Origin of the sequence: Clostridium mucosae (assembly GCF_024622765.1) — a bacterium.
Taxonomy (GTDB): domain Bacteria; phylum Bacillota; class Clostridia; order Clostridiales; family Clostridiaceae; genus Clostridium.
In genome coordinates this window covers 134,984-149,765 of record NZ_JANKAF010000011.1, presented here as the reverse complement: position 1 = coordinate 149,765, position 14,782 = coordinate 134,984, and the positions used below count along the sequence as shown (strand labels likewise).

Annotated in this window: 14 protein-coding genes and 1 pseudogene; 14 read left to right on the top strand and 1 reads right to left on the bottom strand. The window is 27.2% G+C overall.

Annotation, left to right across the window (positions count from 1 at the left end):
* The first annotated feature begins 96 nt into the window (after positions 1-96).
* From NSA50_RS13040 to NSA50_RS13030, 3 genes are all read left to right on the top strand, one after another.
* Positions 97-1,161 carry a conserved phage C-terminal domain-containing protein gene (locus NSA50_RS13040; protein WP_257445665.1) on the top strand — a complete coding sequence of 355 codons (1,065 nt, stop codon included), beginning with the start codon at positions 97-99 and terminating at the stop codon, positions 1,159-1,161.
* A 449-nt stretch (positions 1,162-1,610) separates the two neighbouring features.
* Positions 1,611-1,832, top strand: a complete 222-nt coding sequence (locus NSA50_RS13035) for a DUF1659 domain-containing protein (RefSeq protein WP_195263708.1) — start codon at positions 1,611-1,613, stop codon at positions 1,830-1,832.
* 171 nt (positions 1,833-2,003) lie between these two features.
* A complete protein-coding gene (locus NSA50_RS13030) occupies positions 2,004-2,222 on the top strand; it encodes a DUF2922 domain-containing protein (RefSeq protein WP_257445663.1) in 219 nt (72 codons plus the stop codon).
* A gap of 94 nt (positions 2,223-2,316) precedes the next feature.
* Here NSA50_RS13030 and NSA50_RS13025 read toward each other — a convergent pair whose 3' ends face one another.
* Positions 2,317-3,510, bottom strand: a complete 1,194-nt coding sequence (locus NSA50_RS13025) for an ROK family transcriptional regulator (RefSeq protein WP_257445661.1) — start codon at positions 3,508-3,510, stop codon at positions 2,317-2,319.
* Between the two features lie 803 nt (positions 3,511-4,313).
* Here NSA50_RS13025 and NSA50_RS13020 point away from each other — a divergent pair.
* From NSA50_RS13020 to NSA50_RS12970, 11 genes and pseudogenes are all read left to right on the top strand, one after another.
* Positions 4,314-5,666: a PTS sugar transporter subunit IIC gene (locus NSA50_RS13020; protein ID WP_257445659.1), complete on the top strand. Its 1,353-nt coding sequence runs from the start codon at positions 4,314-4,316 to the stop codon at positions 5,664-5,666.
* Positions 5,667-7,448: a glycoside hydrolase family 35 protein gene (locus tag NSA50_RS13015; protein ID WP_257445657.1), complete on the top strand. Its 1,782-nt coding sequence runs from the start codon at positions 5,667-5,669 to the stop codon at positions 7,446-7,448.
* 112 nt (positions 7,449-7,560) lie between these two features.
* A complete protein-coding gene (locus NSA50_RS13010; RefSeq protein ID WP_257445655.1) occupies positions 7,561-8,880 on the top strand; it encodes a PTS sugar transporter subunit IIC in 1,320 nt (439 codons plus the stop codon).
* Between the two features lie 136 nt (positions 8,881-9,016).
* Positions 9,017-9,916 carry a DUF7916 family protein gene (locus NSA50_RS13005; RefSeq protein ID WP_257445653.1) on the top strand — a complete coding sequence of 300 codons (900 nt, stop codon included), beginning with the start codon at positions 9,017-9,019 and terminating at the stop codon, positions 9,914-9,916.
* A gap of 125 nt (positions 9,917-10,041) precedes the next feature.
* Positions 10,042-10,359 carry a PTS sugar transporter subunit IIB gene (locus NSA50_RS13000; RefSeq protein WP_195263715.1) on the top strand — a complete coding sequence of 106 codons (318 nt, stop codon included), beginning with the start codon at positions 10,042-10,044 and terminating at the stop codon, positions 10,357-10,359.
* An 84-nt stretch (positions 10,360-10,443) separates the two neighbouring features.
* The gene (locus NSA50_RS12995; protein ID WP_195429024.1) at positions 10,444-10,764 is read left to right on the top strand and encodes a PTS lactose/cellobiose transporter subunit IIA; all 321 of its coding nucleotides are present in this window, start codon (positions 10,444-10,446) and stop codon (positions 10,762-10,764) included.
* 403 nt (positions 10,765-11,167) lie between these two features.
* Positions 11,168-11,404, top strand: coding sequence for a DUF3791 domain-containing protein (locus NSA50_RS12990; protein ID WP_195429026.1), 237 nt, complete (start codon positions 11,168-11,170; stop codon positions 11,402-11,404).
* Entirely contained in the window at positions 11,401-11,898 is a 498-nt protein-coding gene (locus tag NSA50_RS12985) for a DUF3990 domain-containing protein (protein WP_257445650.1), read from the top strand. Before NSA50_RS12990 ends, NSA50_RS12985 begins: the two co-directional genes overlap by 4 nt.
* A 1-nt stretch (position 11,899) precedes the next feature.
* Positions 11,900-12,103, top strand: a complete 204-nt coding sequence (locus NSA50_RS12980; RefSeq protein ID WP_195429029.1) for a hypothetical protein — start codon at positions 11,900-11,902, stop codon at positions 12,101-12,103.
* Positions 12,104-12,134: 31 nt separating this feature from the next.
* A pseudogene (locus tag NSA50_RS12975) lies at positions 12,135-12,341 on the top strand (Fic family protein); the annotation flags it as partial.
* A gap of 452 nt (positions 12,342-12,793) precedes the next feature.
* The gene (locus NSA50_RS12970; protein ID WP_257445677.1) at positions 12,794-14,770 is read left to right on the top strand and encodes an FUSC family protein; all 1,977 of its coding nucleotides are present in this window, start codon (positions 12,794-12,796) and stop codon (positions 14,768-14,770) included.
* Positions 14,771-14,782: the final 12 nt, after the last annotated feature.

Below are 14,782 nucleotides of genomic sequence, written 5' to 3'. Positions count from 1 at the left end.
TAAAATTAGTAGAAGAAGAATATTCTTTTAAGAAAATCATCAATAAGTAAAAATGGCATATATAGAAAAAATGAAAAACTAAGAAAAACAGAGTAAATGAGAGATAATTGCTTTTACTTAAACGAGTTTGGTTTAGATATTAAAGATTTATCTATTCTTAGGTACTTTGCTGATTTTAAAGATAGTGGAAGAATGAATTATGAAATTATAGAAGATGAAAAATATTATTGGGTTAGCTATCAAAGTTTTGCTAAGGAAATGCCTTATTTAGGATTAGAAAAAAGAACGGTTATGGCTAGGATGTTAAAGCTAAGAGATATGGGAATTTTAAATCATTACACTAAAAAGGAAGGGGGAACCTTTTCTTATTTTAAGCTTGGAAATAAGTTTTATGAGCTTTTTGATAATAATAAAAATGAGGCTCAATCAAATAATGATGCAAAAAGTAATTGTAATAAACAAAGGGATGATGATATTAAATATAATAATCATAATCAAGAAACTAATGTTGATAATAATAGTAATTATGGCACTATCAATAATCTAGGTATTAGTAATAATTATGGTAGCAACAATAACTATAATATGAAAAACAATGTCCATGGTGTCTTTGAGAATGATGATACTATCAATAAAATAGATGAGGAAAATTATTGTGATGATGAGGTTGTCTATAAAAATGATACAAGGTTATCTATAGAAAATGATAAAGGGTGTACTTTAAAATGTTCAACAAAGACTAATCTATTAAATAACTCATCTACTATAGATTCTAATTTATATAAACATATAGAGAAAGTTAGAGAAATAATAGCATATTTAAATTTAAAGGTTGGAACTAAGTATAAAGAAAATAATAAAGTAACTATTATGTTAATCAATGATAGACTAAAAGAAGGTTATGGTATTGATGATTTTAAAGAAGTTATTGATAAAAAGGTGAAGGCTTGGAAGAATACTGAGTTTGAGCAATATCTAACTCCTAAGACCTTATTTGGTGATAAGTTTGAAGTATATTTAAATCAAAATATCATAAAAGAAGCGAAGAAGGAAAATACATTTATAGATTATAGAGAGCCTAGGAAGTTAAGATTTAATAACTTTAAGGGTAGAGACTATGACTATGTTGATTTAGAGCGGAAATTATTAGGGTGGGCATGATTCTAGTAAACTATCAATAGAAATGGGGGGATAATTAGATATGTTCCATAAGCTAAATAGCTGTGAAAAGAAGTACTAGGTTTGCTATATGCTTATTCCACATAGCCTATTTATCTTCGTGAACTTATATTTCTTAATTATACTAATTATGAAAGAGGAAATATTAGTCGTTAATATGCATTTAATCTATGCAGGCTTCAGTAGAGGAGCTTTCACACTAAGTTCAGTTGAAGCATACTACACGTTACAATATGTCCAACGTCTGCTATGTAAAATTTTAAATTTGCTTGTGAGAAGTACTATTATTCAAAAACTACTTAAGGATTTTTCACATTCATTTCTTCATTCTTTAATTATTGTAACTTTCAGCTTATAAAAATTAACAAGTTTATATAACATTTTAAAAACTTCTCATAACTGCATATATAGTAAGTGAGGAGGTGATTAGTATGGCAAATTCAGTTTTAGTAGGAAATGCTTTAGAGATTAATTATCAAGTTGGTGTTAATTCTAAGGGAAAAGATGTATTCAATAAGCAAAGCTTTAAGAATGTATCTGTAGATGCAACTGATGATAAATTAGTGGAGTTATCAGATGCAGTTGAAAAGCTTATGGATTATTCAGTAAGCACAATTAAGAAGCAACAAACTTTTATGCTAACAAGAGGCTAATTGGCTTTGCAACTTAAGTATTATTAAGACAAGCTCTGAGTAATAGTTAATAAAAATCAGCTAAGGCTAATGAACTTAATTTATGACAGAATAGCTAGGATCACGAAAGAATGTGCATAATAAAAAGATGTTGCTAGAGTAATCTTAAAATTGGGGAAAGGGGGATTTAATATGATAGAAAGAACTGCTAGAATGGGGTTTAAAGATGTTGCAGGCAAAAAGACAAATCTGACTATTAAGGATGTTAAAGAAGATGTTTTGGATGCTGACATTTCTGCTCTTATGAATTCTGTAATAACTAATAAGTTATTACAAACAGAATCAGGAGCTATTGTTGAAATGGTGGAAGCTAATGTAATAACAAAAGAAACTAAGAAAGTTAATCTTTAATATAGTAAAACTAAAGGGAGTCGCGAAACGCGACTTCCTTTATATTTTCAAAAAAATGTACTATAGAGTAAGGCTACTAAGGTACAAAAACTTATTAGTCCAATTTAATTAAAAGTTTTGACACACAAAGAGCAGCAGCAGCTAAAGCACCATTATAATTATTATATTCCTTAATTAAAATATCTTGGTTTATATTTTTAGAAAGCAAGTTAATATTTTGTCTTAATAATTCTTCTAATAGATTTTTTAATAAATCTTCATTAAACAACTCTCCATGAATTATAATTTTACTTGAATCAATCATCATTGATAAATTATTAATTGTAATTGAAAGATAATTAATTGCAGAGTTAAGTATTTTTATAATTCCTTCGTCTCCTAACCTATAAGCTTTTAATATAGTTTCTATGGTAATTTTATTTCTTTCAGATACTAATTGTTTCAAATATGTAGTTTCTGAATTATCAAAGAGTATTTGAGATTTTTTAATAATCCAAGCTTCACTCCCGTATGTTTGAAGACATCCTCTTTTTCCACATTCACATAATTCACCATTCGGATGAACAACGATATGTCCTATTTCTCCAACAAGAAAATTATCCTTGGCATAGAGTTCACCATTGTACATATATGAGCAAAACATTCCTCTACCAACATGGAAGAATATAAAATTATCATCATTGCCATTAAAACTAAATAATCTTTCTGATAATGTCATACATTTAACATTATTTTCAAAGTAGATTGGTAAATCGAATCTTTCTAATAGTATTTTTATATCGAAATTTTTCCAAAATGAATTATTACTAATAATTGATTTATTAACTTCATCAAAATGGCCAGGAAGGGCTATACCTATCCCTTTCGGATTATAGTTTGTACAAGAATCTATAAAACTACTTAATTCATTAATATAAAATTCTTCACTTAAAATTTCTTCTAAATTAGAATTATCTAATTGAATAGTCTTTTCCTTATAAATTTTACCAATATTATCAATTAAGCAAAAAGATATATATTTAGGTGATAACTCTGTACCTATATAAAAACTATGATTAGGGGATATACCTAATAATATTTTTTTTCTTCCTGACTTATTTTCCTCAGGTATAACTTCTCCAATTTCATGTATAAGGTTTTCTTGAATCATATTACCAGTAATTTCGCTAACTGTTGCAGGTGTAATTCCAGTTTCGTTTGAAATATCAATTCTAGAAATAGGTCCTTTAGCATAAATTTTATCTAAAATTTTAAATCTTAACTTTTGTTGGTTTTTTGTAAGCTTCATATTGTATCTCCTTTCAATAATAATATTATATAACATTAATTATAATTTAAAAATAAATATAATTATTTTTATTATAAATTATTTTGAAGACAATAAAGAGCCTACAAAAGTATAACTCTATTGATTTAGGCTATATTCACTTTTATATATGATAATATTAACTTAAAAATCTAAAAAATAAAGAGGAAAATTGATTATAAATTATAATTAAAAAAGTTAATAATAGCCAATATATATGTTGACAAATTATTTTTGGTAAATTATACTTTAATCATAATAAATTATAAATTATTATCAATTATATAAAAAAATAGATGAAATGTACTTGATAAATTATAAATTATAAATTATAAATTGTAATTTATGAGAAAAGGAGGGATTATTTAAGTAAAAGGTAGTTTGAATTTTATAAAGGAAGTCCAAGTACATTTAGTTGAGAAAGAGTTATAAATAATTAAGTAATTAAATAATTAAATAATTAAGTAATTAAATAATTAAATAATTAAGTAATTAAATAATTAAATAATTAAATAATTAAATAATTAAATTACATTATTTATAGTAATCTAACTATAAATCCTAAGAAAACGATTAAATTGATTTGTATTATAAATATCTTATACTTAACGATAAAGTAATAATTTAGAATTTATAAATATTATCTACAAAAAAATGTGCATTTTATTTAGAAATAGAGAGAAATGATTAGGATTTATTTCTATTGTAAGAATTAAGTTTAATCAAATCTATCTGTTTAGAGATGCTAATTTAAATTAAAAAATTTTAATAACAAGGAGATAAAAATGAATAAGTTGATGGAATCTATTGAAAAATATTTATTACCAATTGCTTCAAAAATAAGTAATCAAAAATTCTTAGTAGCTCTTAGAGATGCTTTTATAGGTACAATGCCTGTTGTTATGACTGGTTCAATTGCTCTTTTACTAAATGCATTTTTAGTAGATGTACCTGGACAATTTGGAAATACTTCAATCCCACAAACATTTAGTTGGTTTGTAGATGTAAATAATTTAATATTTAAAGGCAGTTTAGCTATAGTATCGCTATTATTTATTTTTTCTTTAGGTGTAAATGTTGCCAAGATTTATAAGACAGATACACTATCCTCAGGTATAGTTGCTCTTTCAGCTTTTATAATAGCTATTAGTAATTCTATAACTAAAAGTATTCAATTACCTAATGCTGATGGACAAGTTTTATCAGAACTTTTTAAAGGTGTTAAGGATATAGCTGTTGAAGGAAATAATCTTTCTGTTACAGTTAGTGGAATTATCCCTGGAGCACAAATTAATTCAAATGGTTATTTTACTGCAATTCTTATTGGTTTTATAGCTTGCACTATCTATAGTAAATTAATGAATAAAAACTGGACAATCAAATTACCTGATACAGTACCACCAGCTATTGCAAAACCTTTTATGTCAATAATTCCTGGTTTTGTTGCATTATATGTTGTAGCTATATTCGTATATGCATTTAATAAAATTACTGGACAATTATTAATTGACTGGATATATAAAGTACTTCAAACTCCATTACTAGGTTTATCACAAAGTTTCATTGCAGTTATACTTATTGCATTCTTAACACAATTATTCTGGTTCTTTGGTATTCATGGTGGAAACGTTATGGCACCAATTATGGAAGGCTTATTTGGAATTACTTTATTAGCTAATATGGAAGCTTTTCAAAATAATCAACCAATTCCATATTTATGGACAAGCGTATCTTATGGAGCATTTGTATGGTATGGAACATTAGGTTTATTAATAGCAATATTCTGGAAATCTAGAAATAGTCACTATAAAGAAGTTGCTAAATTAGGTATAGCTCCAGTTTTATTTAATATAGGAGAGCCTGTTATGTATGGACTTCCTACAGTTATGAATCCACTTTTATTTATACCATTCTTATTATCACCTTCATTAATGGCAGCAGTTTCATACTTAGCAACAACTTTAGGTTGGGTAGCACCAGTTACTCAAAATGTTACATGGGTTATGCCACCTGTATTATATGGATTCTTCGCTACAGGATTTGATTGGAGAGCAATTATATTATCATTGGTGAATTTAGCAATTTCAATAGTAGTTTACTTACCTTTCGTTAAGATGGCTGATAAGGAGAACATATAGATGTCTAAATTTGAAATAAGAGAAGAGTTCTATATAGATGATAATAAATTTAAAATTTTATCTGGAGCTGTTCATTATTTTAGAATACACCCTTCTCAATGGGAAGATACATTATTTAATTTAAAAGCTCTAGGATTTAATACAGTAGAAACATATATTCCTTGGAATATTCATGAACCATATGAAGGAAAATTTGATTTTGAAGGAATCAAAGATATAGAAAAGTTTATAAAAACTGCTGAAAAGTTAGGTTTATATGTTATTTTAAGGCCTACTCCTTATATATGTGCTGAATGGGAGTTTGGTGGACTTCCAGCATGGCTATTAAAGGATAAAGAAATAAAGCTTAGAAGCTCTGATGATAACTTTATTGAAAAGCTAAGAAATTATTATAATGATTTACTACCTAGATTAGTTAAGTATCAAGTAACTAAGGGTGGACCAGTTTTGATGATGCAAGTTGAAAATGAATATGGTTCTTATGGTAATGAAAAGGAATATTTGAGAATTGTAGCATCAATAATGAAAGAAAATGGGGTAGATGTTCCTCTTTTCACATCAGATGGTACATGGATTGAAGCATTAGAATCTGGATCATTAATTGAAGATGATATTTTTGTATCTGGAAACTTTGGTTCAAAATCAAAAGAGAATTGTGATATGCTTAAAGATTTCATTGTACAAAATGGAAAAGAGTGGCCTATTATGTGCATGGAATATTGGGATGGATGGTTTAATAGATGGGGAGAAGATATCATTCGTAGAGACTCTATTGACTTGGCTGAAGATGTAAAGGAAATGCTTAAAATAGGAAGTATTAATCTTTATATGTTCAGAGGAGGAACAAACTTTGGATTTATGAATGGTTGTTCTGCAAGAGGAAATAATGATTTACCACAAGTTACCTCCTATGATTATGATGCGATATTAACGGAATGGGGTAATCCAAGTGATAAGTATTATAAATTACAAAAGGTTATGAAATCACTATATCCGAATATAGAACAATTGCCTCCAAGGAAAAGAATATTAAAGAATCTTGGCAGCTATAAAGTTGATGGTACAGCTAATCTTATGTCTATTATTTCGGATATATCGAAAGAAGTTAAAACAGTATATCCTAAAGGCATGGAAGATTTAGATTGTAACTATGGATACATGCTATATAGAAGCAAAATTAAGAATTATCATCATGATGAAAAATTAAAGGTTATAGATGCTTCTGATAGATGTCATGTATATATTGATGAAAAACTTATTGCTACTCAATATAAGGAAGAAATAGGAACAGAGGTTGAGTTTAGTAGTGAAAATGAATTTATAAATGTTGATGTATTAGTTGAAAATTTAGGTAGAGTAAACTATGGACATAAATTAAATAGTCCTACTCAAAGAAAAGGGATAAAGGGCGGAGTTATGATAAATAATCATTTCCATAGTGGATGGGTTCAATATCCATTATACCTTGATGAAGAGAGGATTTCTAAAATTAAATTTGAAGAAAGTATTGTAGATAAAGTAGAAACTCCAATGTTTTATCATTTTACTGTTGAACTAAATAATATTAATGATACTTTTATTGATTGTTCTAAATATGGTAAGGGCTCAGTATTTGTTAATGGCTTTAATATTGGAAGGTATTGGTCTAAGGGACCTATACAATCTTTATATCTTCCATCTGGTTTTCTTAAAGAGAAGAATGAGATTATTGTATTTGAAACCGAAAATATCATAATAAGAGAGCTTGAATTTGATGACAAACCTATTTTTTTAGATTTGTAATTAAATAAAAAATTTAAGTTTTAAAACATATAATCACATAATATTTATTTATTTCTAATGTTTAAATGGTATAGAAATTATTTTGATAAATATTTAAAAAGGAGAGGTTAATATGAAAAATTTAAATGAGTTTCTTGAAGAAAAAATGTTACCTATAGCTGCTAAGTTAGGGGCAAATAAAGTATTAATTTCAATACGTGATGGTATAACATTAAGTATGCCACTAATTATTATTGGTTCGTTATTCATGATAATAGCAAGTTTTCCAGTTAAAGCATGGACTGATTGGTTGACAGCTGTAGGAATGGATTCTTATTTATGGAAGGGGGTAGATAGTAGTTTCGGATTAATGGGTCTAGTAGCAAGTTTTGGAATTGCAAATAGCTTAGCTCGTCAAAATAAAGTTGATGGTGTTTCAGCAGGTATTGTAGCATTATCTTCTTTTATAATTGTTACACCTTTTGTAAAGGGTGAAACAGGTACAGGCATACCAGTTGGCTATATGGGAAGTAAAGGTTTATTCGTAGCTATGATTATTGGTATTGTTTCAGCTTTAATTTTTAGCTGGTTTATAAAACGTGATATTCAAATTAAATTACCAGATTCTGTGCCACCTGCAGTAGCTAGAAGCTTTAGCGCTTTAATTACAGGTGCAGCTATTATAACTTTGTGGTTAGTTGTTTTTGCGATTCTTGATAGAGTTAATATTGGTAATATTCATGATTTAATGATGATAGTTTTAGGAAAACCACTAGGATTACTTGGTAATAATATATTTGGAACAATTATTGCAATTCTATTAAATAGTTTATTCTGGTTTGTTGGTATCCATGGAGGAAACGTTGTAAACAGTATTCTTCAACCTATTTGGTTAATGAATTCAGATGCAAACCGTTTATTATTCCAAGCTGATAGTGCAGCTCATTTACCCAATATTATTACACTACCATTTATAGATAATTTCGTATATATGGGTGGCGGTGGAGCTACAATTGGTTTAGTAATTGTTATTGCAATTATTGCTAGACGTAAAAATGCAAGTAAAATGACTAAAGCTATGGCGCCATTAACTTTAACACCAGGTTTATTTAATATTAATGAACCTGCTATGTTTGGGTTACCAATAGTAATGAATGTTTCATTAATCATACCATTTATTTTAGCACCAGTAGCAAATGCGGTAATATCATATGTGGCAATGTCTTCAGGGTTAGTTGCAAGAACTACAGGTATAACAGTTTCTTGGACAATGCCACCAATTCTTAGTGGATTCCTTACAACTGGAAATCATATAAGCGGAGCTGTATTACAAATAGTATGCATACTTGTAGATGTAGCAATTTATTGGTTCTTCTATAAAGCAGTTGAAAAGCAAAACTTAGCTTTAGAAGCAGCTGAGGAAATTGAAATTAATAATAGTATAATGAGCTAATAGCTTAAGAAGATAACAGTAAATAAGCTGAAAAGTAGTAAATTAACTTGATATTAATGAAATTAAAAATAGTTTTTTAAAATAAAAAAGTGAAAATAAAAAATATAATTAGTTAAAGAATTTTGGAGGAGTAGTTATGGGTAAAAGATTAATTAGTGCAAATGCATCGGAGATATTAGAAATGACCGCAGCAGAATTGAAACAAAGTATTAAGGCTAGTGAAGGGAGAACCATTCTTTCAGAGAATGTGGCACCAAGGGAATCCTTTATCGGTGATATTACTAACTCTGAAATTGCTAGGGCTTTTGGAGCAGATTTAATTTTACTTAATTGTGTAGATGTTTTAAATCCAGAAATATTTGGACTAGAAGTTAATGAAGGAAATTTTGTAGATGAGTTACATCGTTTAGTTGGACGTCCAATAGGAGTGAATTTAGAGCCTGTAGATTTAGATGCAGATATGGCGGAAGATATTTTAACTATCAGTAGAGGTAGACAAGCTAATCTTGAAACAATTAAAGAAATTGAAAAACTTGGTATGGACTTTGTTTGTTTTACTGGAAACCCTGGTACAGGAGTTACTAATTCACAAATAGAAAAAACAATTCGTTTAGCAAAAGAACATTTTTCTGGATTAATTATTGCTGGCAAAATGCATGGAGCTGGTGTTAATGAACCAGTTGCAGATTTAAAAGCAGTAGAAGGATTTATTGAGGCAGGTGCAGATATTATTTTAGTTCCTGCAGTTGGAACAGTACCTGGCTTTGATGATTCAGAATTAAAAGAAGTAGTTAAAGTAGCACATAGTAAAGGTGCACTTGTAATGACTGCAATTGGTACCAGTCAAGAAAGTTCAGATGAAGATACTATTAAACACATTGCAATACGCAATAAAATTTGTGGAGTAGATATTCAGCATATTGGTGATGCAGGTTATGGTGGAGTTGCACCTTTTGAGAATATTTTTGCTATGAGTAAGGCAATTCGAGGTGTTCGTCATACTGTATCTATGATGGCGCGTTCAATTAATCGTTGATCATTTAAAGAAAATATATAGAAATTGAAATATATAGAAGGTTAGGTTTAGTTTTAACCTACCTTCTTATATATTACTAAATTTATAAAGAGTTTTTTTAGATATTATAAGAGAGGTGTATAAATATGAAAAAGACAATTATGTTAATATGTGCAGCTGGAATGAGTACTAGCTTAATGGTGACTAGAATGCAAAAAGCAGCTGAGGAGAAGGGTATTGAAGCAGATATATTTGCTATTTCAGCTAGTGAGGCAGATAGTTATTTCACTGAGAAAAAAGTTGATGTATTACTTTTAGGGCCACAAGTGCGTTTTATGAAATCACAATTTGAAGAGAAGGTAGAGCCATTAGGTATTGCAATTGATGTAATAAATATGACTTACTATGGCATGATGAATGGAGAAAAAGTATTAGAACAAGCTTTAAGTTTAATGAATAAGTAGTTTAGCAAGTATTAAAACAAGCTATAAGTTTAATTAATAATCATTTTTGCAAATCAATTAAATTACTTAAAAGGAGTGTTTATTTTGGGAGAACAAATGAATTTAGATGTAATTATGCAGTTAATTATGTTTGGAGGAGATGCAAAAAGTAATGCAATGGAGGCTATTCAAGCAGCTAAAACTGGAGATTTTGAATTAGCAAAAAATAAAATTAATGATGCTCAAGCTTCATTAACAAAGGCGCATCATTCTCAAACACAAATGTTAACTAAAGAAGCTCAAGGAAATAAAACTGAACTTTCATTATTAATGATACATGGACAAGATCATTTAATGACTTCAATGGCATTTACAGATTTAGCAAAAGAATTTGTTGAAGTTTATGAGCATATGAATAAAAAATAATGTATATAACTAAGATTTTATAAAAACCTATAGTAAAACAATTTAATTGTTCTACTATAGGTTTTAATAATTTATCAAGTAAAATTTATTTTGTTCATTTTAGATTAGTTTAACAAGAGACAGGTATGGTAGAGGGAGGCCAATCCACCATGGGTAAAAGAGGTTTTTCGATAAGCTCAATTTAGCGAATTTTGCATATATTAAAATGACCATAGTTTTTCAGAACTATGGTCATTTTGGTTTAATAATGAATAGTAATAGGATATAATATAAGTAGAAGATTGTGCTATTATTAAGAAATTCATAGATATAAGATTGATAGAAATAAGGCGTTAATTTTAAAATTTAAGAGAATATTAGGGAGAGTTTATAGAGCTAAAAGTAATTTAATGAGGGTGATATTTTGATAAAGAGAAATGATATAAATGATGAACAATTATACTTTTCTATATTTTGCATAACTGCATTAAGCCGTAACTTGAATATTATACCATCAGATGTATATAATTTGCTTACTGAAAGAACTAAAATACTAGATGAATATATTATAAAATATTATGACATACTCCATACTCAAGGTGAGGATTATATTGTAAGTGAAATAATAAATTTATTAAGAAGTAAGGGGATTAAAGTATGATAATATATCATGGGTCAAATATGATAATAAAAGAACCCAAGGTAATTAAATCTAATAGAGCATTAGATTTCGGAATGGGATTTTATGCTACAACTTTTAAGGAGCAAGCAGAAAAATGGGCCATTAGAAAATGTACTAATTTTAATGGAGAAATAGAAGGAACTCCAATTGTATCTATATATGAATTAGATTTGAATCTTGCCAATAAAAATTTTACAGTTTATGAGTATGATGGTGTGACTAATGAGTGGCTTCAATTTATTTTAAGTAATAGAAAAGATATAAATTCAAAATCACCATATGATATTACTATTGGGGAAGTTGCTGATGATCAAGTATTTGCAACAATAAACCTTTTAACAAGAGGATGGATAGAAATCGATACGGCAATTAAAAGATTAAAATTTAAATCACCAAACAACCAAGTTTGTATTAATAATCAGCAAGTGATTACGGAATGTTTAAAGTTTATTGGAATGGAGGAAGTAAAATAATATGAAAATGAATGAGTTTGATGAAATACTAGTAATGCTTATAGATGATATAATAATAAATATTAGTAAATTAAAATCAATAAGTAAATATGAAGCAATGAAATTATTTTACTTATCACCAATAAGTAAATTAATTTATAAAAAGGAAACAGGATTATTTACACAAAGTGCTGCTAGTATAGCATATAGATGTATAGATAATTAACACTCCATAAGTTACTAGGTTAATCCAAGCCTTAAATATAGTAATGGGAACTCATACATTAGATGATGTTCAAGAAACTGTTAAATCTTTTTATACTTTTGATATGGTATTAGACAAAATAGATGAAAAGCTTACTTTAGAAATGATAAAAGAATGGCATGCGAGTTTAATGTACAGAACTAGGCTATATGATATGGGGTTAGCGGTAGTATTTAAAAAATATGAATGGAGAATAATCTGATGAATATAAAAAAGCTTTAAAAGAATCATCAACTAATAATATAGGACCATTAGCTGATTATATAAAGAAGCAAAAAAATTTATTCAAGAAAATGAAAAAAATTTTAGGAAATTTTATTAAATACACTAAAATGATTTAATAGGTAAATCTTTAAGGGAGGCGTGTTGCACGACTCCCTTTAGCTTTGATTAAACAATTTATCAAGTAAAACCTATGTTAGCTATTCTATTTAAATTTTACAGTAGTAAGGGTAAATTGAGAAGGAGATTTAAAAGTGGATATAATAAGCGATAATTGACAAAATTTTATGAAAAGAATATATTGGTTATATTAAAAAAGAGTATATTTTACATATTAAAAAAAGAGTAAATTATAAAAGAATACAAAAAAAGAATATGAAAAATAATAAAATAAAGAGCAAATATTAGAGGGGTGACGTAAAAGTGGAAATGGTAAAAAGGCAGCTAGTTAATGCAAAAAATGGATTTATAAATGGAATACCCACTATTATTGTAGCTATTAGCTTATTTTTTTCTTTTTTGAAGATATTTGGGACAACTGAAGTAATAATGGTCTCTTTTTTAACAATTTTATTTAGAATGAAATCAAAAGAAGAATTTAATTTAAAAAAATTGCTAAACATATTTTGCATGTTAATGTTGATAGCAGTTTTCTCTTATATTGTAGATTTAAATATAGTATTATGTGTAGCTGGTAATTTAATAGTACCATCTCTTATAGTTTATTTATATACAGATAGCTTTACACCTAAAGGATATTTTGTGTATGTAATGGCATTTGTGTTTTTACAGCTAAGACCTATTACATTTTCAGCATTACCTAAGAGATTTTCTGCATTAATTTTTGGTATGGCAGTAATAACTATAGCATTATTTATAAATTCATTAAGAGATAGACATAAAAATAGTTATGAATTAGCAGAAAGTGGATTGCTTAACTTATCTAATCAAATAAATAAGTTATCTAAAAAGGAAGAGTTAAAAGGTGAGAGCGATGAGCTTAATAGAATAATTTACAAATTAAATAATCTTATATATTCGAGTAGAAATTATAAATATTTAGTAGATAGCTTTGGTTCAACTAATTATTATTTTATGATTGTTTTTCAAAAGTTTCAGTATGTTATAAAGAATATTTATATGATATGTGATGATTTAAATGATAGCGATATTTTATATTTAAAGGAACTAAGTAATCTATTTAAAAAGGTATCAAAAGAGATTAATGAAAAAGACAATGTATCTTTAATAAATTTATTAGATAATTTTCTAGAGGATCAATGCTTTACAAATAAGAAAATAGAAGCTGATATAGCATATATAATTAATATTTTAAATTTGGCATTTTCTAATATGAATAATTCAAATTTTGATAATGTGAAGGAAACTTGGAGAATACCCAAAATGACTCATAAGCTACATGGAATTAAATATAATTTAAAACTAGATAGATTTCAATTACGTTTTGCATTAAGGCTATCTTTTGTACTAACAGCAACTTTCTTAATATCAAAATTAACAGGATTAAATCATTCCTATTGGATTCCTATGAATGCCTTTTTTATGATTGCGCCTTTTTATGAGGATAGTGCAGAGAAAATTAATAATCGTATATTAGGTACAATACTTGGTTCTATTTTAGCACTTTTATTACTTAGTATATTTAACACAGCAAGTGCTCATATTTTAATAATAGTTATAATGACTATATGCATGTATTCAGTAACACCATCAACATGGATAATGACATCATATTCTACTTGTTATGGACTTGCATTAGCTACCTTAGCAATGGATAGAACTGAAGCAATAGAACTTAGATTAGTATATATATTTATTGCAGCTATTATTTCAATTTTAGCGAATAAGTATATATTACCTAATAAGAGTAGTTATGAATTTAAATTAAATGTAAACAAACTAATTAAAATAGATAGAGAAATGGTGCTAATTTTAAGAAAGTCATTAGCTAATAAAGATGAGTTTGATAATACATATCTAAGAGAATTATTAATAAGCTCTAATCAAATAAATTTAGATATTAAAAATTATAAAAAGAAAAATGAGTACGAACAGTGTTTTTACAATAATTTATTAGAAATAAATGAACAACTTATACATGAAATTAGGCAAATTGCTTATACAGTTTTTAATAATGAAGGAATTATGCAAGAAGATAAAAATATAAAAGAAGTCTTGGATAATATAGAAACTATTTTAAATAGAATTCAAGTAACCTTAGAAAGTAATGAATTAACAGTAGATCAAGTTATGTCAAATAAAGCTAAGGATTACGGATTGATTAGTGAGGATTTATATTTTAATAGTATAGTTCTTAACTGTATAAATACAGCAGAAAATATGTATAACCTAGTAAGTGAAAGGTATAAAGGACATACTAAATGATATAAGGCTGAA

Excerpts from the sequence above, each read along its gene's own strand:
- NSA50_RS13010 (WP_257445655.1), top strand. The coding sequence starts at position 7,561 with ATGAAAAATTTAAATGAGTTTCTTGAAGAAAAAATGTTACCTATAGCT.
- NSA50_RS12985 (WP_257445650.1), top strand. The coding sequence starts at position 11,401 with ATGATAATATATCATGGGTCAAATATGATAATAAAAGAACCCAAGGTA.
- NSA50_RS13020 (WP_257445659.1), top strand. The coding sequence starts at position 4,314 with ATGAATAAGTTGATGGAATCTATTGAAAAATATTTATTACCAATTGCT.
- NSA50_RS13030 (WP_257445663.1), top strand. The coding sequence starts at position 2,004 with ATGATAGAAAGAACTGCTAGAATGGGGTTTAAAGATGTTGCAGGCAAA.
- NSA50_RS13035 (WP_195263708.1), top strand. The coding sequence starts at position 1,611 with ATGGCAAATTCAGTTTTAGTAGGAAATGCTTTAGAGATTAATTATCAA.
- NSA50_RS13040 (WP_257445665.1), top strand. The coding sequence starts at position 97 with ATGAGAGATAATTGCTTTTACTTAAACGAGTTTGGTTTAGATATTAAA.
- NSA50_RS13025 (WP_257445661.1), bottom strand. The coding sequence starts at position 3,510 with ATGAAGCTTACAAAAAACCAACAAAAGTTAAGATTTAAAATTTTAGAT.
- NSA50_RS13005 (WP_257445653.1), top strand. The coding sequence starts at position 9,017 with ATGGGTAAAAGATTAATTAGTGCAAATGCATCGGAGATATTAGAAATG.
- NSA50_RS12970 (WP_257445677.1), top strand. The coding sequence starts at position 12,794 with ATGGTAAAAAGGCAGCTAGTTAATGCAAAAAATGGATTTATAAATGGA.
- NSA50_RS13015 (WP_257445657.1), top strand. The coding sequence starts at position 5,667 with ATGTCTAAATTTGAAATAAGAGAAGAGTTCTATATAGATGATAATAAA.
- NSA50_RS13000 (WP_195263715.1), top strand. The coding sequence starts at position 10,042 with ATGAAAAAGACAATTATGTTAATATGTGCAGCTGGAATGAGTACTAGC.
- NSA50_RS12980 (WP_195429029.1), top strand. The coding sequence starts at position 11,900 with ATGAAAATGAATGAGTTTGATGAAATACTAGTAATGCTTATAGATGAT.